General features: G+C 23.9%; 13 protein-coding genes and 1 pseudogene. 12 read left to right on the plus strand and 2 right to left on the minus strand.

The annotated features are described in order from the left end of the window. The 6 genes and pseudogenes from T523_RS02005 to uvrA form a co-directional block, all read left to right on the plus strand. Nucleotides 1-312, plus strand: a pseudogene (locus tag T523_RS02005) (hypothetical protein); the annotation flags it as partial. A 797-nt stretch (nt 313-1,109) separates the two neighbouring features. Continuing rightward, nucleotides 1,110-1,814, plus strand: a complete 705-nt coding sequence (locus T523_RS02010) for an ABC transporter ATP-binding protein (protein ID WP_042707251.1) — start codon at nt 1,110-1,112, stop codon at nt 1,812-1,814. Further along, nucleotides 1,808-4,126 carry an ABC transporter permease gene (locus T523_RS02015; protein WP_052334603.1) on the plus strand — a complete coding sequence of 773 codons (2,319 nt, stop codon included), beginning with the start codon at nt 1,808-1,810 and terminating at the stop codon, nt 4,124-4,126. Before T523_RS02010 ends, T523_RS02015 begins: the two co-directional genes overlap by 7 nt. Nucleotides 4,127-4,403: 277 nt before the next feature. Beyond that, nucleotides 4,404-4,712, plus strand: coding sequence for a hypothetical protein (locus T523_RS02020; RefSeq protein WP_042707252.1), 309 nt, complete (start codon nt 4,404-4,406; stop codon nt 4,710-4,712). Nucleotides 4,713-5,151: 439 nt separating this feature from the next. Further along, on the plus strand, nt 5,152-7,104 hold the full coding sequence (uvrB, locus tag T523_RS02025) for an excinuclease ABC subunit UvrB (protein WP_042707253.1): 1,953 nt from the start codon (nt 5,152-5,154) through the stop codon (nt 7,102-7,104). A gap of 364 nt (nt 7,105-7,468) precedes the next feature. Beyond that, the gene (uvrA, locus tag T523_RS02030; RefSeq protein ID WP_042707254.1) at nt 7,469-10,366 is read left to right on the plus strand and encodes an excinuclease ABC subunit UvrA; all 2,898 of its coding nucleotides are present in this window, start codon (nt 7,469-7,471) and stop codon (nt 10,364-10,366) included. 330 nt (nt 10,367-10,696) lie between these two features. On the opposite strand, the gene T523_RS02035 is transcribed toward uvrA, so the two are convergent. After that, nucleotides 10,697-11,380: a DUF169 domain-containing protein gene (locus T523_RS02035; RefSeq protein ID WP_042707255.1), complete on the minus strand. Its 684-nt coding sequence runs from the start codon at nt 11,378-11,380 to the stop codon at nt 10,697-10,699. A 133-nt stretch (nt 11,381-11,513) separates the two neighbouring features. Then, on the minus strand, nt 11,514-13,091 hold the full coding sequence (locus tag T523_RS02040; RefSeq protein WP_042707256.1) for a hypothetical protein: 1,578 nt from the start codon (nt 13,089-13,091) through the stop codon (nt 11,514-11,516). Between the two features lie 549 nt (nt 13,092-13,640). Between T523_RS02040 and T523_RS02045 the strand changes: the two genes are divergently transcribed. The 6 genes from T523_RS02045 (at nt 13,641) to T523_RS02070 (ending at nt 21,447) form a co-directional block, all read left to right on the plus strand. After that, on the plus strand, nt 13,641-15,281 hold the full coding sequence (locus tag T523_RS02045; protein WP_042707257.1) for a CTP synthase: 1,641 nt from the start codon (nt 13,641-13,643) through the stop codon (nt 15,279-15,281). 457 nt (nt 15,282-15,738) lie between these two features. Next, nucleotides 15,739-16,551 carry a prepilin peptidase gene (locus T523_RS02050; RefSeq protein WP_042707258.1) on the plus strand — a complete coding sequence of 271 codons (813 nt, stop codon included), beginning with the start codon at nt 15,739-15,741 and terminating at the stop codon, nt 16,549-16,551. Between the two features lie 53 nt (nt 16,552-16,604). Then, nucleotides 16,605-17,042 carry a hypothetical protein gene (locus tag T523_RS08730; protein WP_052334604.1) on the plus strand — a complete coding sequence of 146 codons (438 nt, stop codon included), beginning with the start codon at nt 16,605-16,607 and terminating at the stop codon, nt 17,040-17,042. A gap of 262 nt (nt 17,043-17,304) precedes the next feature. Then, entirely contained in the window at nt 17,305-18,474 is a 1,170-nt protein-coding gene (locus T523_RS02060; protein WP_042707259.1) for a hypothetical protein, read from the plus strand. Between the two features lie 378 nt (nt 18,475-18,852). Next, nucleotides 18,853-19,935: a Coenzyme F420 hydrogenase/dehydrogenase, beta subunit C-terminal domain gene (locus T523_RS02065; RefSeq protein WP_042707260.1), complete on the plus strand. Its 1,083-nt coding sequence runs from the start codon at nt 18,853-18,855 to the stop codon at nt 19,933-19,935. 438 nt (nt 19,936-20,373) lie between these two features. Then, nucleotides 20,374-21,447 (plus strand): M42 family metallopeptidase, encoded by a 1,074-nt coding sequence (locus T523_RS02070; RefSeq protein ID WP_232229008.1) that lies wholly within the window; start codon nt 20,374-20,376, stop codon nt 21,445-21,447. The last annotated feature ends 242 nt before the right edge of the window (nt 21,448-21,689 follow it).

Here is a 21,689-nt window from a genome sequence, read left to right on the forward strand (position 1 = left end):
GATGATGTTTTAAGCTACTCATTAAACATATTTAAAAATAAAAATCAATTAAATAAAAATAAAAGATTATTTAAACGATTAAAAAAAGAATTAATCAGTAAACTCATGAATTGGAAACATTACAAACCAATAAGAGGTAAAATCGAAGATTATTTCAAAGTACTTAAAAATTCATTAGAAATGAGAAAAATACACAAATTTACACCAAAATCAGTAGAAAAAACCCTATATTTATATGTATTATTAGGAACAATACTCATACAGAACTCCGATACATCAAAAACAGGCCTACAAAAGCTATCACAAATGTGAAAAATTCAGGCCCCTAAAAGATTTATATTATCTTTAATTTATTAGATTTATGATAAAGTAATTGTTTTTAAAATAATTACTAAAGATTTATATTTTTAGGTTCTATAGAAAATTTAGATTATTAAATTTAATATTTTTTATAGAACTTTTTTTTATTTAAGATATAAATGTCTAAATCATCTATTTTTAATTTAATTTTTTACTGTGTCTGTTGAAGTTTTATCAATTTAAATAATATTTTACTTTAGATTAGTTTTAAGATAGTTTACTCTAAAAATTAGTATTTAAAGGGCATTTAATATTTAAAAATCAATTTTATTAAATTTGCTCTAAAAATTAGTATTTAAATATTATTCAATCTTATAAATTAAATTTAAGAGAATTTACTCTAAAATGAATTATATTTCGATGAGTCTTTTTTTTAAATTACTTTTTCTTTATTTTTATATTATATATAATTTTTAGGTATACCTAAATTTATATATTATTAATGATATAATAAGTCTATACAAAATTTAGAAAATACTTTATTTATTAGAATATTGATTAGTTTTATTTGTGTTTTATAAAACAATTATTTTTAATTATTATATTTTGTATAAAATGTTTTTCTAAAAGTGGATTTTTTATTATTTAAAATCTGTTTATGGATTTTGTATAAAATGTTTTTCTTAAAGTGGATTTTTTTATTATTTAAAATCTCTTTATAAATGTCTTATTATAAAACTATCAAAAATTTAAATTAAATGATTTTCTAGCAAGATTGTAAATAATATAGATTTTATTGAGGTGAAATATTGAATAAAGTAATTGAATTCAAAAATGTAACAAAAGAGTATGTTAATGGAGAACATGTTTTAAATGCAGTAAATAAATTAAATTTCACAATTGATAAAGGTGAATTTGTAGTAATTCTTGGACCTTCAGGCTCAGGAAAATCAACATTATTAAATCTTCTTGGAGGATTAGATAGTGTAAGTTATGGTGATATAATAATTGATGATAATAATATAACCCATTATAATGATAATGAACTTACAAAGTTTAGAGCAGAGAAAATTGGGTTTATATTTCAATTTTATAATTTAATTCCAAGTTTAACTGTTTATGAAAATATTGATTTAATTTCTGAACTTATAGATAAAGATATTGATGTTGATTATGCTCTTAATCAAGTAGATTTACTTGATCATTCAGATCAATTTCCATCAGAATTATCAGGTGGTGAACAACAAAGAGTATCCATTGCAAGGGCAATTATTAAAAAACCAAGTTTATTACTTTGTGATGAACCAACAGGTGCTTTAGATTCAAAAACTGGTTTTAAAATTATTAAAATTATTCATGATTTATCTTTTAAAGATAATACAACTGTTGTTGTAGTAACACATAATGAAAAGATTGCAGAAATTGCAAATAAAGTTATTTATTTAAATGATGGAAAAATTGATAATATTAAAATTAATACTAATCCAAAAACTCCTGAAGAGATTGATTGGTAGGTATAAAGAATTTAAAATTAATTAAAGGTTATATTATGTTATTATTTAAAAAGATGCTTAGAGATATTTCTAAACATAAATTACAATTTATTGCAATTTTTTTAATGTGTTTTTTTGCAATTTATATCTTTGTAGGTGTAGGTTCAGAAGCATATGGGATTGAAACTAATTTAAATAAGTATTATAATGATACTAATATGGCAAATGTATGGGTGTATAATGACACATTTACTAATTCTACAATAAATAAAATTAATAATCTAGATTCTACTATTCAAGTAGAAAGACAATTAGTAATTAATACAGTAGGTGATATGAAGAATAATCCAGATATTAAACTGCATTTTATTGAAAATAATACAATTTCCAAATATTATCCTATTAAAGGACCAAATATTGATATTAATGATAAAAATGGTATTTGGCTTGATAAAAGATTTGCAGATACATCTAATATCCATATTGGAGATAAAATTAAACTTAAATATAATAATATAATAATTGAAAAAACAGTACGTGGACTTGGATACTCACCAGAATATGTATTTGAAGAACCTAAAAAAACATTTATACCTGATTTTCATCTTCAAGGATTTGGGTATATGTCATATAAAGCATTTCCTAAAGAAAATATAAATTATAATACTCTTTTAATTAGAACTAATGAAAATACAAGTAAGTATCAAGAGGACTTAAATACTATAAGTAGTAATTATTCTATTTATTTAACAAGAGACAGCCAGCTAAGTCATAAAACAATAAGTTCTGAGATAGATCAACATAAAATGATGGGTGTTATGATTCCTATAATTTTTGTTATAGTTTCATTATTAACACTTCTTACAACAATGACAAGAATTGTTTCTAATCAAAGAACACAAATTGGAATATTAAAATCATTAGGATTTAAAAATAAGACAATAATTAATCATTATCTTTCATATGGTATATTTATAATAATATTTGCCTCAATTTTAGCTTGTATTCTAGGTCCTTTAACATTGCCAAAAATATTTGAAAGTTCAATGGCTACAACATATACTTTACCTGTATGGTCTCCAGGATTTAGTTGGAGTTTTGTAATTGTTCCTTTAATCATGTTAATATTAGCTATATTATTCACATATCTTACTGTTAAAAATATTGCTCGTGAATCTCCATCATCAACATTAATGCCCAAAGCTCCTAAAATATCTAAATTAAGATTTATTAATAATACTAAACTATGGAAGAGGTTTAACTTTAATATTAAATGGAATATTAAAGATATGAGTCGAAGTAAACTAAGAACATTGGTTACTATTGTAGTAATAATTACTTGTACAATACTTGTTATTGCTTCATTAGGAATGGAAGATGCAATGAATAGTGTAGAATCATGGGAATATGGTAGTATAAATCATTATAATAATCAAATAAATCTTAAAGATAATATTACTGATTATCAAATAAATTTAATAAGCGAAAGATATAATGGAACACAAGTGATGAGTAAAGAAATTGAGATTAAATATAATACTATAAGTAAAACTACTAATCTGAATTCTTATAACAGTACTGGAATTATTACGCCAAATAATAGGTATATGGAAAAAATAAAATATGATAATAACAGTATACTTATCTCTGAAAAGACTGCTGAATTATTAAATCTTAAAGTAGGTGATACTGTAAAATGGCATATTTATACAAATAACACATGGGTAAATTCAACAATAACAGGAATTTATGCAGACTCATCAAATCAAGGTCTTATAATAAGTCCAGATAAACTTAAAGAATTAGGAATCAATTACACTCCAACAACAATTGTAACTTATGATAAAAATATTGATAGTAATCTTTCAGGAATAAATAGTGTAAGTTCTGTATCTGATTTACAGAATAGTTGGCAAGAAATTGTAAAAACAATGGATGATATGATTAGAATATTAATTATATTTGCAGTATTATTAACAATAGTTGTATTATATAGTTTAGCTATACTTTCATTTACAGAGTCCAAAAGAGATCTTGCAACCTTAAAAGTTATTGGATTTAAATCTAAATATATATCAAAATTATATCTTAGTAAAAGTATATTTTTATCAATAATAGGTTTTATTATAGGTTTACCTATCTCTTACTATGTTTTAAGATTAATATTAGATAGTTCTGGTGAAAATTATTATTATCCTATATTTTATTCTACTAATACTATCATATTATCTTTTATAATAGTTGTTGGAGTATCAGTAATTGTAAACATCATTCTTTCAAGTAAAATTAGGAATATTGATATGGTTCAATCACTTAAAAAAGGTAGAGAATAGTTTTATATTAAAACTTTTTTTCTACAATTTTTTAGTATAATACATTAAACTAGTATATAAAAGCTTTTTTTATTATTTTACCTTAAAAACACTTTAAAATGATATAAATCTTAGTTAAACTTAAATAAATCTTTCAAAAGACCTATATTTAGTATAAAAATGATTATAAATATTATTATAAATAAAATAAATTAATAATTTAAAAACTTAAATAATAAAATCTTTATATTATTTTCTTAAATATTTATAATAGATATTAATTATGTGTAGGGATAATATGTTATCAAAAGATGAAAAAAACAAGATTAATGATGAAGTTGTATCAAAGATTAATACACTTTTAGCAGAATATGATCTTCCATTTGTAATGGATAAATTAACAGTTTTAAATTTAGCTAATGCTACTACATTTATGGGTAATTTTAGAATCCATAAACCTGATGTAGTAAATGAAATTAATAATAAAGCTGAAGATATATTATCACAATATGGTGAATTATCATATAAATGTCAACGTGTTGTTCCTTGTTGTGATTTACCATATCATGCAGTTAGTTTTAATTTCAAAATTCAAAATGATGATTAATTTTTAATTTATATAATTTTATTTTATTTTATTTATAAAAGCAACCATACATTAAAATTTAATTTATAAACTTCTTTTTTAAAGTATTTTTTAAATTTTTATATAAAATAACAAGACCCAAAAATATTAGTTTTCATATGCTCTTAGGAAAAGCAATTTTTAATATATAATATATATTATAGTAAATATAGAAAAATTATTAAATACTTATTAAATAATTTTATTATTAAAACAAAAATAAACTTTTATTTTTTAGAATTTAATTTTAATTCCATATGATTTATTAAATTTATACAGTATTATTCCATATAATTTTATTAAAGAGAATAATATATTATGTATTTTTATTAATTAAAGAGAATTAATATTAAACACATTAAGTTTATATGTATATAATAGAAAGACTGTTTAAACAATAATTTTATATATTTATGATATTATGAAAGAATTTAAATTACATTCACCATTTAAACCATTAGGTGATCAACCTAAAGCAATTAAATCATTAGTAGATGGTGTAAATAAAGGAATGCATGAACAAACATTACTTGGTGTAACTGGTTCTGGAAAAACATTTACAATGGCAAATATTATTGAAGAGGTTCAAAAGCCTACTTTAATTATTTCACATAACAAAACTTTAGCTGCTCAATTATATGAAGAGTTTAAAGCTTTCTTCCCAGAAAATGCAGTTGAATACTTTGTAAGTTACTATGATTTTTATCAACCTGAAGCATATGTCCCAAGTAGTGATACATTTATTGATAAAGAATCATCAATTAATGAAGATATTGATATAATGAGACATTCTGCTACTCAATCTTTACTTTCACGTGATGATGTTATTGTAGTAAGTAGTGTAAGTTGTATTTATGGTATTGGTTCACCACAAGATTATGGAGAATTTGCATTTGGTATTGAAGTAGGAGATGAATTTGATAGAGCATATATTTTATCAAGATTAATTTTCCTCCAGTATGAAAGAAACGACATTGCATTTGAAAGAGGACAATTTAGAGTTCGTGGAGATGTTATTGAAGTAAATCCTGTTCATGGTACACCACCTGTAAGAATTGAATTATTTGGTGATGAAATTGATGCTATTTCAATTATCAATCCTGTAACTGGTAAAAAAATGGAATCACTTGATAGATACATGTTTTACCCAGCAAAACACTTCATTGTAGGACAAGATAGACTTGAACAAGCACTTCAAGATATTAATGAAGAACTTGATGACCGTTTAAAAGAACTTAATTCTTTAGGTAAATATGTTGAAGCTCAAAGATTAGAACAAAGAACAAAGTATGATATGGAAATGCTTCAAGAAGTAGGATATTGTTCAGGTATTGAAAATTATTCTATGCATTTATCTGGACGTAAATGGGGAGATATGCCATATTCATTACTTAAATATTTCCCAGATAATTTCTTAACTATTATTGATGAATCTCATGTTACAGTACCACAGATTCGTGGAATGTATAATGGTGATAGAGCACGTAAACAGACACTTGTTGATTATGGTTTTAGATTACCTTCAGCAAAGGAAAATAGACCATTACGTTTTGATGAATTTGAAAAATCAGTAGATCAAGTTATATATGTATCTGCAACTCCAGGTGAATATGAACTTTCAAGAAGTACAAATGTTGTAGAACAAATTATTCGTCCTACTGGATTAGTTGATCCTGAAGTTATTATTCGTCCTATTGAAAATCAAGTTGAAGATTTACTTGGTGAAGTTAGAAATTGTATTAAAAATAATGAACGTGTTTTAATTACAACATTAACTAAACGTATGGCTGAAGACTTAACTGATTATTATGCTAAAATAGGTATTAAAGTACATTATCTTCATTCAGAAATTGATACTCTTGAACGTATTGAAATTATTGATGATTTAAGACGTGGAACATATGACTGTATTGTTGGTGTAAACCTTTTAAGAGAAGGTTTAGATTTACCAGAAGTTGCTTTAGTTGGTATTCTTGATGCTGATAAAGAAGGTTTTTTAAGAAGTGAAACTTCATTAATACAAACTATTGGTAGAGCTGCTCGTAATGTTCATGGTAGAGTAATAATGTATGCAGATAATATGACTGATTCAGTTAAAAATGCTAAACATATTACAGATAAAAGACGTCATATACAAATGGCATATAATAAAAAATATGGTATTACACCTAAATCTACTGAAAGAACACTTAAAGATAAAAAAGAAGAAAAAGATTCTAAAAGAGTTGCTGAAATTAAGAAAATGCCAAAAGATGAACTTAGGCTTCTTATTAAAGATTTACAAAAAGATATGGCTGATGCTGCAGAGGATTTAGATTTTGAAAGAGCAGCTAAATTAAGAGATCAAATAGTTGAACTTAAAAGTATGTTATAATTTAATATAATAAAAAGAATAGTTTTATAATGTACGAATTAAATACTAATTAGTATTCTATAATTTGAAGTTTAGATTTTTAAATTACTACTTAAGTATATTATACTTTGGATGTGTTCTATAATTTGAAGTTTAGATTTTTAAATTACTACTTAAGTATATTATACTTTGGATGTGTTCTATAATTTGAAGTTTAGATTTTTAAATTATTATTTTAGGTATATTATATTTTAGCTTTGTTAAAATCATTATAATTTAAAATATATTTTATTTTTAAATTTAGAAAACAAATAGACTTTAGAAAATTAAATTTTTAAAAATATCTTTTTAACAAAGTCTATATTTTTATAATAATGGTGAAAATATGGTAAGAAGGTCAAATAAAAAAGAAATTGTTATTAAAGGAGCAAGAGAACATAACCTTCAGAATATAGATTTAACTCTTCCAAGAGATGAATTTATAGTAATTACAGGTTTAAGTGGTTCAGGAAAATCATCACTTGCTTTTGATACTATCTATGCTGAAGGACAACGTAGATATGTAGAATCATTATCTTCTTATGCAAGACAATTTTTAGGTCAAATGGATAAACCAGAACTTGATTATATTGAAGGTTTATCACCTGCTATTTCAATAGACCAAAAATCAACTAAAGTTAATCCAAGAAGTACTGTAGGTACTATTACTGAAATATATGATTATTTAAGATTATTATATGCTCGTATTGGTATTCCCCATTGTCCAAATTGTGGTAGAGAAATATCACATCAAACTGTAGGGCAAATTGCAGAATCTATAATGGAAGAAGGAGAAAATCTTAAATTACAAGTTTTATCTCCAATTATTAAAGACCGTAAAGGAGAACATAATCAAGTTTTTGAAGAGTTTAGAGAAAAAGGTTTTGTACGTGCTAGAGTAGATGGTGAAATAAGAGATTTAGAAGAAGATATTAAACTTAAAAAGAATAATAAACATACTATTGATATTGTTATTGATAGGCTTAAAATAAGGAATACTGTTGATTTTAAAAGAAGATTAACTGATTCTCTTGAAACTGCACTTAAATTTGGAGAAGGTGTTGTAAAAGTCCTATATTCACCAAAAGATAGTGAAGAATATGAAAAATTATATTCTGAAGATTTTGCATGTGTAGACTGTGGATTAAGTTTTGAAGAATTAACTCCACGTATGTTTTCATTTAACTCTCCACAAGGAGCATGTCCTGAATGTAAAGGTATTGGTTCTAAAATGGAAATAGATCCTGATTTAGTTGTTCCAGATAAAAATTTATCTTTAAATGAAGGTGCTGTAGTACCATGGAGTAAATCTAAAAATCAAGATAATTATTATCATCAAATGTTAACTGCAGTTGCAAATCATTTTGGTTTTTCAATGGATACACCATTTAAAGATTTGGATAAAAAATACCAAGATATAATTCTTTTTGGTACTGATGAAAGAGTAGCATTTAATTTTAAAAGAAGAAATCGTTCATATATGGTTAATAGACGTTTTGAAGGTGTAGTTATAAGACTTCAAAGATTATATTTTGAAACTAAATCTAATTGGAATAGAAAAAATATTTCAAAATATATGAGTGATAGAAAATGTTATGTTTGTGGTGGTAGACGATTACGTCCAGAGATTCTTGCAGTTACTGTTGGTGGTAAAAACATTGCTGAAGTCTGTGAAATGTCTATTAAAAATTCATTTAAATTCTTTAATGAACTTGAACTTACTAAAAGAGAACAATTTATTGGTAGTGAAATATTAAAAGAAATTAAAGCAAGATTAAAATTCCTTGTTGATGTAGGTTTAGATTATATTAGCCTAGCAAGATCATCAGGTACATTATCTGGTGGAGAAGCTCAAAGAATTAGACTTGCAACCCAAATAGGTTCTGGACTTGTAGGTGTTTTATATATTCTTGATGAACCAAGTATTGGTCTTCATCAAAGAGATAATAGAAAATTAATAAATACTTTAGATCATCTATGTAATCTTGGAAATACTTTAATTGTTGTAGAACATGACGAAGAAACAATTCTTTCAGCAGATTATGTTGTAGATATTGGTCCAGGAGCAGGAGAACATGGTGGTAAAGTTATTGCTCAAGGTACCCCTGCAGAAATAATGGAATCAGATGAATCAATAACTGGAAGATATATTTCACGTAAAGAAACTATTCCAATTCCAGAAAAAAGACGAAAAGGTAATGGTAAATTTATTACAGTTAAAGGTGCACGTCAAAATAACCTTAAAAACATTGATGTTAAATTCCCACTTGGATTATTTACTTGTGTTACTGGTGTAAGTGGTTCTGGAAAAAGTAGTTTAGTAAATGAAATATTAAATAAAGGTTTAAATGGTATTTTAAATCATAAATATGCATTTGCTGGAGAACATGATTCTATTGAAGGAGCAGAAAACATTGATAAATTAATTGTTATAGATCAAACTCCTATTGGTAGAACTCCAAGAAGTAATCCTGCAACATATATTGGTGTATTTACACCAATTCGTGAATTATTTTCACAAACACCAGAAGCTAAAGCAAGAGGATATAAACCTGGAAGATTTAGTTTTAATGTAAAAGGTGGAAGATGTGAAGCATGTCATGGTGATGGTATTATACAGATTGAAATGCATTTCTTAGCAGATGTATATGTACCATGTGAAGAATGTAAAGGTAAACGTTACAATGAAGAAACATTAGATATTCGTTATAAAGGTAAAAATATCTATGAAGTTCTTGAAATGACTGTTGAAGAAGCTTTAGAATTCTTTGAAAACATTCCTAAAATCCATAGAAAATTACAAACATTATATGATGTTGGTTTAGGTTACATTAAACTTGGTCAACCAGCTACTACCTTATCTGGTGGAGAAGCACAAAGAGTAAAATTAGCTAAAGAATTATCTAAACAATCAACAGGTAATACATTATATATTCTTGATGAACCTACAACTGGTCTTCATTTTGCAGATATTAAACGTTTACTTAGTGTCTTATCAAGACTTACAGATAAAGGAAATACTGTAATTGTTATTGAACATAACCTTGATGTTATTAAAACTGCAGATTATATTATTGATTTAGGACCTGAAGGTGGAGATGGTGGAGGAGAAGTAATTGCAGAAGGAACTCCAGAAGAAGTTGCAGAAAGTGGAACTTATACTGGTGAATTTTTAAAAGAAATCCTTTCAGAAAATATTACTCCACTTGCTAAAGAACTTATTAATAAAAATTTATCTAAATAATTAATATTTAAAAATTAAAATATTTAAATAACTTTATAAAAGTTATTTTTTTACTTTTTTATTAAAATTTAAAGAGCATTTAATACTAATTAAATTAATTAAAAAGAGATTTTTAAATAGTAAAACAAGTTATATAATAATTTAAATTTATTTAAATTAGATAAATACTTATTCTAAAATTAAGAATTTAAATCTAAGATTATTTAAATCAATAAATACTTATTCTAAAACTAAGATTTTAAGTTTAATTTTATTTAAATTAGATAAATACTTATTCTAAAACTAAGAATGTAATAAATTTAAAAAAATAGAAAATAAAAAAAAGAGAAATTATAAAATTTTATTTAATGCAACAACTGTTGGTTCAATTTCTTCTTTATTAATACCAACAACTAATTCTTCAGGTTTAACTTTTGCTGCTTTTCTAGAACCATCACAACCTAAACTCATATTAGGTTTCTTATTAATAATAGGTCCTGCACATACATCTCCACATACTGATTGAATACCAGAGAAGTTAGGATTAAATCTTTCTGCATTATTATATACTAATGCTTGTGCTGTTCTCATACCTGCTAATGGTTTTGCAAAGTATATAATTACATCTGGTTCAAATTCAGAATCTTTAAGAGGGCAATAAATAACTCCTTTATGTCTTACATCAAGTTTTGGTAAAGCTTCATACAATTCTTTACTTTCTTCTATTGATTTGAATCTTCCAAGTTCAAAGTATTTTTCCCCACTTGAAACTTTTTTAGGTGCATCTTCTAATCCAATTGCACTAGATCCACCTTTACATGCTTCTTCATCTTTAGTTGCATAGAAAGCTTTTCCATCTGCAGCATATTTAACCATTTGACAATGTCTTGTTGGTTCAGCAAGTTTTTCAATATTTGCTGGAATCTCATTTTCATCATCAAAGAATTTAATAGCAACAACTTCCGAATCTAAACCTAATTTTTCTTTAATAACTGATGCATATTCTGCATTTTTACTAATATCATATTCTGCCATTATTAGTACCTCCACATTTTCTAATAATATTTAATATGTTCTTATATATACTTAATTTTTATTATAACAATTGTTTAAACTAACTAATAAATTATATATACTTAATTTTCATTATAGTAATTAACTAATATAATTATAATCTCCTTTTTGCTTTATCACGTATAAACTCATTAGGATCAGAATTTGCAATTTCTTTTAATAATTTTGTATTATGTAAACGGTCAATAGCAACTCCACGTACATTAATATCCTTATCTTTTTTAGCAATCTTTTCAATTAATTTCATATTATTAATTTTATTTAATGCTTTAATACGTACTTCTTCATATTGTGAATTATTTAATATTACTTCAAGTATACTTTCTGTATCTATTTTACTAACTGCTGAAATTCCAATATTTTGATTTTTAGTTTTTGCAATAACCTCTGTAAGTAATTTCTCATCATCAAGTTTATTTACTGCAAATCTAGCTGTATCTTCATATTCTGTATTAATAGCAATCTCTTTAAGATATTCTTTATTGTTTATTTTATTTGTACAGATTTTACGTATCTCTGAAAATTCACTTTCAATTGCAATTTCACTTAAAACCTTTTCATCTTTAAGATTTGGATTTTCAAGTACTGCCTTAATAACACTAATATCTTTATCATTTAAAATAATCTTTTTAAGTATATTTTCATTATCTATTTTAAGAGATGCATTTTTACGTATAATTGGATTTTCATCATTAAGTGCAATATCTTCAAGTACACTTAAATCATTAAGAAGTTTTATTGCTTTATCTTTAACAAAATTATCTTTATCATTTAATGCTAAGTTTTTAATAAAATCTTCATCATGTGTTTTTTCCATAACTTTAATCTTAACATCAGAATGATTAGTATTTAATCCAAGTTTAATTAATGCATCATTATCTTTAATTTCAGATATTATTATTTGTCTTATTTTCTCAGATTTATCTTCTGATGCAATTTTTAATAAAAATTTTTCATTTTTGATTTTTTTAAGTAGATATAATTTAGTATCTATTAAATCTTCTTTAGTAAAGAGTTCTTCTAATTCCTCTTCATTATCAATATCTGCATTTTTAATTGCTAAATTACGTAGGTGTTCATCATTAGAATTAAATGCAATTTTTTTAATATTATCTTTATTTTTAATCTTATTAAATGCAGAATTTCTTGCTTTTTTATCAATAGATTTTATTGCAATATTTGTTAATATATCTTCATCATCAATATCTTTTAATGCATCATTGATAAATTGTTTATTGTTATTATTACTAATTAAAAGTTCTTCAGCAGCTTTATCTGTTTTACCTAAATGTTGATATGCTGCAGCACGAGTATCAGTATATTTTGAATTTTTTGCAATATCTGTTAATATATCTTCATCTTGTATTTTAGCAACTGCAAGAAGTCTGGAATATCTATCTTTAAAGTTAATTGCTATATCTTTTAGCATATTAACATCCATAATTTCATTTACAGCTGTAAGTCTTTCATTTCTATTTTCTGAATTTTCAGCAAATTCTTTATACATAATCTGCTGTTTTTGTTTAACTGATAATTTATCTGATTCTAAAAGTTCATCTACATCATATTTTTCTTCATTATTAGAATCATTATTTAAATTATTTATATTATTATTTGATTGGTTATCTTCATCTTTACTTTTATCTTTTTTTAGAAAATCAAACAATCCCATAATATTACCTTTTATTTAATTATTTTAAATTGATTCATTGAAATTAACTTATTTAAAATTTTAACTTTTTATAGAAGTATGATATTTTCTATAATTTGAAAATATATCTTATTTAATAATTTAACTTTTTATAGAAGTATGATATTTTCTATAGTTTAAAAATATATCATATTTAAAAATTTAACTTCTTATGGAAGTATGATACTTTCCATAATTTGAAAATATATCTTATTTAAAAATTTAATCATATAAAATCCCATATTATTAAATTACAAAAGATATATTTAATTTTTAGAAATTTCAATAAAGTCAAATAATCAAAATTTTTAATAATTTACTAAATCCATATTATACAAGATTATTACCTTTAAAATATAAAAATCTATGATTTTGAATTTATATATAATTTATAATATTATATACCTATTTATATTTTATATAAATTTTTTAAATTTATATACTAAAATAAACAGAAATATAAATATTATTAATGGCCTTAATAGGTTAAATTTTTAAAATAATAATTTATATATAAAATTTATAATTACTTTGGAGAGGATTAATCTGACAAAATATATTATTATCACTGGAGGAGTAGTAAGTTCAATTGGAAAAGGAATAACTTCTGCTTCAATTGGTAGATTACTTAGATCTTATGGAGTTAAAGTATCTGCTATAAAAATAGATCCATATCTTAATTGGGATTCTGGAACTTTAAATCCATATCAACACGGTGAAGTATTTGTAACATATGATGGTATGGAAACTGATTTAGATTTAGGACATTATGAAAGATTTTTAGATGTTGAACTTCCAGGTATGGCAAATATTACTACTGGTAAAGTTTATAAATCAGTTATTACTAAAGAAAGAAGAGGAGATTATTTAGGTGCATGTGTACAAATTATTCCACATATTACTGATGAAATTAAAAGAATGATTCGTTCTGCAGCTAGTAAAAAAGATTATGATGTTGTTCTTGTAGAACTTGGTGGTACAGTTGGAGATATTGAATCTCAACCATTTTTAGAAGCTTTAAGACAATTAAGAAATGAAGAAGGTCATGAAAATGTTATGTTTGTACATGTAACTTATGTACCTTATCTTAATGCAGCTAAAGAATTTAAAACAAAACCAACTCAACATTCTACAAAAGAATTAAGAAGTACTGGTATTGTACCTGATATGATTGTATGTAGATCAGAATCACCAATTGATGAAGATCTTCAGAAAAAAATCTCTAATTTCTGTGATGTAGATGAAAAAGCAGTAGTTAATACTCCTGATGCTAGTAGTATCTATGAAGTTCCACTTGTACTTGATAATAATAATGTTGGAGAATTTATTGTAAATAGATTAAGTCTTAATATAGAACCTGATTCTTCAAAACTTGATTCATGGAGAGAAGTTGTTAAAAAACTTGAAATTAAATCCCCAAAAGTAACAATAGGTATTGTTGGTAAATATGTTGAACTTGAAGATGCATACATAAGTATTCGCGAATCATTACAACATGCTGCAGCACATGTTGGAGTTAATATGGATATTGAATATATTAATGCAGATGTTGATCATCTTGATAAGGACGTACTTTCACAACTTGATGGTATATTAATTCCAGGAGGATTTGGTGGTCGTGGATTTGAAGGTAAACTTGAAGCTGTAGATTATGCAATTGATAATGAAGTACCTATATTTGGTATATGTTTAGGTATGCAATCCATGGTTACCCAATTTGCAAGACGTAATGGATTTGAAGGTGCTAACAGTACTGAATTTGATAAAGGTAATAAGTTCCCTGTAATTGATATGATGGAAAAACAAAAAGAAATTAAACAAATGGGTGGAACTATGCGTCTTGGAGGATATGATTGTAAATTAGTCAAAGGTACTAAAACTTATGATGCATATTCAAAATTCAGTGATTACTTCAAAGGTGAAGATTTAATTGAAGAACGTCATAGACATAGATTTGAATTTAACAATGATTATAGGGCTATTTTACAAGAAAAAGGTTTAGTTTTATCTGGTATTTCACCTGATGACTTTTTAGTTGAAATTATTGAACTTCCAAATCATCCATGGTTTATTGGTTGTCAATTCCATCCAGAATTTAAATCCAGACCAAATAGACCACATCCACTCTTTACTTCATTTGTTGATGCTGCATATAAATACTCAAAAGAATAAAATAAAGAGTACATCCTCTCACTCTTTATATTCTTTCTGATTTTATAAACTAATTTTTAATATTCCTTTTATCTATATTTAATAAACTGATTTTTAATATTTTAATAATTTTAAGTACATATTATAAATTTAAAAAGAATTAATTTTAATAAAGAAATAATATTAATTTTAAACTAAATTTAATTAATATAATAATTAAAAAATAATTATAAGATTATAAAATCAATTAAAAATAAAATTAACTATATATTAATACAATTAATTAAAATAAAATTAGTTATACTACAAATAAATAATTTAAACTAATTAATTTTACTATCAATAAAATTAAAATTAAATCTACTACTTATAATAAATTAATAAAAAAATTTTTAAAACACTAAAAAACTTTAAATTAATATTTTAATTTAAGACTATATAATTAAGTTATTTTTGAATCACATTATAAGTTTTATACATGGATTTATTCATTATTCCAGTAATTGTAGTTTTAATTGCTACTATTATTGCTTCATATACAGATATACAATATAATATTATTAGTAATAAACTAAATTTAATTCTAATTATATTAGGTATAGTTCTCAGTTTATTTTTTACAATATTTTATAGAAATCCATATTTTATAAGTTCCTCATTAATATCAGGTATATCAATATTCATAATATCATATATTTTATGGATATTAGGTTTATGGGCAGGTGGTGATGTTAAACTACTTACTGGTATAGCATTTATGATTCCATCAAATTATTATAAATTATCAAATTTTTGGCCATTTACACTAGATTTAATAATAAATAGCCTTTTAATTGCTTTTCCTTTTATTTTTATATATATTTCAATTTTTAAATTAAGATCTAATAATGATAATTTATTTAATAAAATAAAATATGAAATATTAAGTTTTAATATATTTAATTCAACAAATAGATTTTCAACTTACCTTGTTCCAATAAATAATTTAAAAAAAGGTATGATTTTAGATAAAACTAATTTTAATAGTAAAGAAGCATATGATTTTATTTTAAATAATTTAGATGATTTAAATAATTTATACCTAAAAAAATTTAATGAAGAATACATTATCAAATCTCAAAGTTCTGCAGGTTTAAATTATAAAGATATTAAACTCTTAAAAGAACTTAAAAATAAAGATTTAATTAAACCTAATGTTTTTATAAAAATTGGAATTCCATTTGCTCCAATAATATGTATTGGATATATTATAACCTTATTTTATGGTAATTTAATAATTAGCATAATTTGATTAATAAAATAATATTTAAGTAAAAATTTAACTTAATTTAAATACGTGATTATATGAAATTTATAAAATCAGATAAAGGCCAATTATCTATTGAATACTTATTTATTTTTATAATATCAATAACATTAATTACTTTAATTTTTATTCCACTAATTTCAGATTCTCTAGATTATACAATTGATGTTACACAGACATATAATACAAAGGCAGAATTATCTGAAATTGTTAATGGAATTAATGATGTTTATGCTTCTGGATCTGGTTCAAAAAGAACAATATTTTTAACAATGCCTGAAGATTGTATTTTAAGTTTTTCATCTAATAATATTAATACTAATTTAAAATTATCTGATAATACAATAAAAAATATAAAATTAAATACAGAATATGATAATTTAAATAATCCCCCAATACAATTAAAAAAAGGATATAATAAATTATGTATTGAATGGCCAGAGGATACATCAGATATTAAGATTTATTTAATTTAATAATTATTTTTAATTGAAGCTATATTTAAACAATATTGAATACTTAAAAATCTAATTTAATAAGGTTTATTTTAAAAATCAGTGAATTTTAACTAAATTCATTAAAAATAGTTATATATTTATAAAATTAATAAACATTATATTTAATGAATTCTATAAATTAATATAATTTTTAATTAAATTTTAATGTTAAAAATAAATTAACAAGTACTTTAAAAAACAATACCTAATTAAAAATTAATAATTTTATGAGAGTGAATATATGGATGTATTTATGATATTATTATATGTTATACTGTTTTTACTCTTAATGATATTCATCTTCTCTGTAGCTGTACTAAGTCCTTATTTAGATAGAAAAGATTTAGTTGGAATCCTTGCAGTAGGTTTTATATTAGGTGCAATTGGAGGTATATTCTTCATAAGCCCAATATATGATGATTTTCCTGCATTAATTGGTACTGTTGATGCAATGGTTACTGGTCAAAATGAATATATTGATGTAGATGTAAGTTCACAAGCAGATAATAATGTAACAGATATGGAAAATAAGATTAAAAATGTTCCTGGTGTAAAAGGTGTTACTACTTCAGGGGTACTTATAGTAACGAGTAATTTCTCTTCGAATTATTCTGATTCCCTTAAAAATGGTATAATGCATAATATTAACCAATCTTCACATGTTAAAGATGTTAAAGTTAATAGTACACAAGGCATTATAAATGTAACTGTTAAAAACGATACTAACCCAATAGACATGAAAAATGACTTAGAAGAATATTTATCTGAATCATATGCTTTATATGCAACATCAACTACATTTAGACTCCAAGCTCATGTAAATGTTAATGATGTTGATACTGTTGAAGCGAATATGAAAAAAGAAGGTATTGCATTTTCATCAGTAGAAGGGCCTGTTGAAACATTTGTTGAGGAAAGTAAAAATACATTACCTCCATTATGGGTAGCTTACATCATTTCAGGAATCATAGGTATAATATTTGCAGTTCTTGGTATGTTTGCTGATAAAATTTATTATGGTTGGAAAAATACTGTAAAGTCTAGGAAAAATCCAAGTAAAACTAAAAAAGCAGATCTTGATTCTTATGCTAAATTTACAAAAGGATTTGATACAGAAAAATATAAGAAAAAAGATTCTGATAATAAGGATTCTAATGATAAAGAATCTGATTCTAAAACTTCAGAAATAGTTGAAGATGGTAATCTTCATACAGTTGAAGACATACCTAAAGAGGTTGAGGAGAAACAAAATAAAATAGACAACCTCAAAGAGGATAAAGAGAAAAAAGTAATTAACGCACTTAAAAAAGAGTCTAAAGTTGAAGATTCAGCCGATAATTCCAAAGAATATAAAAAAGATTCTACAGAACTAGAAAAAACATTAGATGACTTTAAAAATAAAAAAGAATAGTTTTAAACTATTTTCTTTTTTTAACTTTTTTACTAATTTTACAATTTTAATAATAAACAACTTATTTCCATAATTTAAATTTATTAATATAAATTTTATGAAAAATTTTATTATTAAAAAATATTTTTTAAACATCATATTTAATTTGTTTTATTTAGATAAAAACATGAAATAATTTAATATAAATTTTTTTACTCAAAAAATATAATCTTCCTATATTTAAAATTTAAAATAAAGATTAATTTTTTACTAAATTTTTTATAAAAATCTAATAATTTTAATAAAGTTTAAATTTATTAAAAAATATAAATAAAATTGTTATTTATGAATGATTTATAATTTGATTAAATTTTTTAACAATATTAAAAAGGTGAGTAAATGAGTGATATTAAAACTGCAATGGTTGGAACTCCATGTCAAATTTTAGCTGCTACTAAAATTAATAAATATTCAGATATAACTGGAGGATCACCAATAGATTTAAAAATTGGATTATTTTGTATGGAAAATTATTCATATAAATATCTTAAAGAATTTTTAAAAGAAAACAATATAGAAATGTATGATGTAAAAGAATTCCGTATTGAAAAAGGTAGATTCATAGTTTATAAAAATGATGGTACTACTTTTTCAATTCCAGTTGCTGAAACTAAAATATTCAGTCGTAAAAATTGTAATATATGTACCGATTATACTGCAGATTTATCTGATATATCTGTAGGATCTGTTGGTTCACCAAAAGGTTACTCCACAATTATTGTTAGGTCTAAAAAAGGTAAAAAAATCATTGAAGATTGTGTTAAAAAAGGACTTTTTACAACAGAACCAATTAGTGACAAAGGACTTAAACTTTTAGAAAGAATTGCAAATAAAAAAATTAAATCTAATCTTGAAAACATTCATACTAGAGAATCTGTTGGAAGACAAGTTTTATCACAAAGACATTTAAGTGATGAAATCTCAAGAGAAGAATCCAAAAACTGTCAATTTAGTAATCTTGAAGCAGATGTTATTAGTGTTGGTGGATGTGTACTTTGTGGTGCATGTGAATATGTATGTCCTGAAAAAATAATTGAAATTAATGATAGAAAACCACAAGTATATGGTGAATGTAGAAAAGATTGTCATGCATGTTACTTCGCTTGTCCTAGGACATATATAAGTACTGATATTTTACCTGAGGATATTGATGAAAAACCAGTTGGAGAATATATTGAAATCTTCTCTGCAAAATCAGATACTGTAACAGGTCAAGACGGTGGAATAGTTAGTAGTATTTTAATACATTTACTTGAAGAGAATATTGTTGATGAAGTATTCCTTGTAGGTCAAGATGAGAACGAACCATGGAAACCTAGATCTTTTGTTTCAGATAAAATCGAAGATGTAATTCATGCTGCTGGAACTAAATATAGTACTGTACCTATTGGATTCAAAGCATTAACTGAGAAAAAAGAATAATAATAAGCTACAATGATTTTACTTAAATAGAATAAATCATTTAATAATTATATAGTAAAATTTTAATAAAAGATTTCAAACAAACATTCATTTAAAACAAAGGGAATACATTGTGAAATGGAGATTTATATTGAAGATTTTTACTCAAAAATAGAAGATATAATTTCTGATTTCAACATTTATAAAAAAAATAACCGTTAAAATATTTAAAATATTAATTGTTAGAAATAATTCAAATATCCATGCCAATCAAGAAATTTGAAATAATATTTTTTAAAACAGTAATAATATTTTAATTTATTTAAAAATTTAATCATGTTAAATCATTGTATAATTAAAATATTTAAGAATTTTAATTAATATCAAAAATTATTTAATTAAAGAAATATTATATAATATTATAATACTTTTATCATGAAAAAAATCGAGGTGTATTATATGAGTGATAAAAAAGAATCAGAATCCAAAGCTGATAAATATTTCAACATGGATTTAATGAAAGAATTATGTGTAACTAATGGTATCTCTGGTTATGAAGATAATATTGCAGCTATATTTGAAAGAGAATTAAAAGATGTTGCAGATACAATTGAAAGAGATAATATGGGAAATATTATCTGTACTAAAAAAGGTAAAAAAGGTAAACCAACAGTAATGTTAGCAGCACATATGGATGAAATTGGATTAATGGTTCGTTACATTGATGATGATGGATTCTTAAGATTTACTAAAATTGGAGGAATTAATGATCAAATGTTACAAAACCAAACTGTTACTATTCACACAGCTGATGGTGATGTAACTGGTGTAATTGGTTCTAAACCACCTCATATTACAACTGCAGAAGAAAGGAAAAAAGTAGTACCATTTGATAAAATGTTTATTGATATTGGTGCTAAAGATAAAGAAGAAGCTGAAACTATGGTTTCAGTTGGAGATCCTATTACTATTAATACAATCTTTGCTGAATATCCACATAATTGTTTTATGGGAAAAGCAATTGATAACCGTGCAGGTTGTTATGTAGTTATGGAAGTACTTAAAAGAGTTAAAACAGATGCTACTGTTTATGGTGTAGGTACTGTTCAAGAAGAAGTAGGTCTTAAAGGTGCTAGAACTTCTGCATTTAAATTAAACCCAGATTGGGCATTTGCTTTAGATACTACATTATCTGGAGATCACCCTGGTGTAAAACCTGATGAAGCTCCTGGAAAAATGGGTGAAGGACCTGTTATAGTATTAATTGATGCAGGTGGAAGAGGAATTATCACTCCTAAAAAAGTAAGAGATTTACTTATTAATACTGGTGATAAATATGATATTCCATACCAACTTGAAGTTGGTGATGGAGGAACTACTGATGGTAGTGTAATACATCTTACAAGAGAAGGTATTCCAACTGGAGTATTTTCAGTTCCTACTAGATATATTCATACACCTTGCAGTGTTGCAAGTGCTGAAGATATTGAAAACACTATTGAATTAATAGTTAAAGCTATTGAATCATTATAAACACATAAATAGGTATAAATTTGTTTTATCAAATTTATACTCTTATTAATTATTTAAAGATACTTATTTTAATTAATAAAAATACTTAAATCTTTTAAATTTAGAAAAAACACTATTTATATAACTACTTTTTTTATAAAAATATAAATTAAAAATATCCTATTTATCATCAGTATATTACAATTAAAAACAATAAACTAGATTTTAATAACAAATTAAAAAAAATATACACAAATAATAAA

It is taken from the genome of Methanobrevibacter wolinii SH, from assembly GCF_000621965.1.
Taxonomy (GTDB): Archaea; Methanobacteriota; Methanobacteria; order Methanobacteriales; family Methanobacteriaceae; genus Methanarmilla; species Methanarmilla wolinii.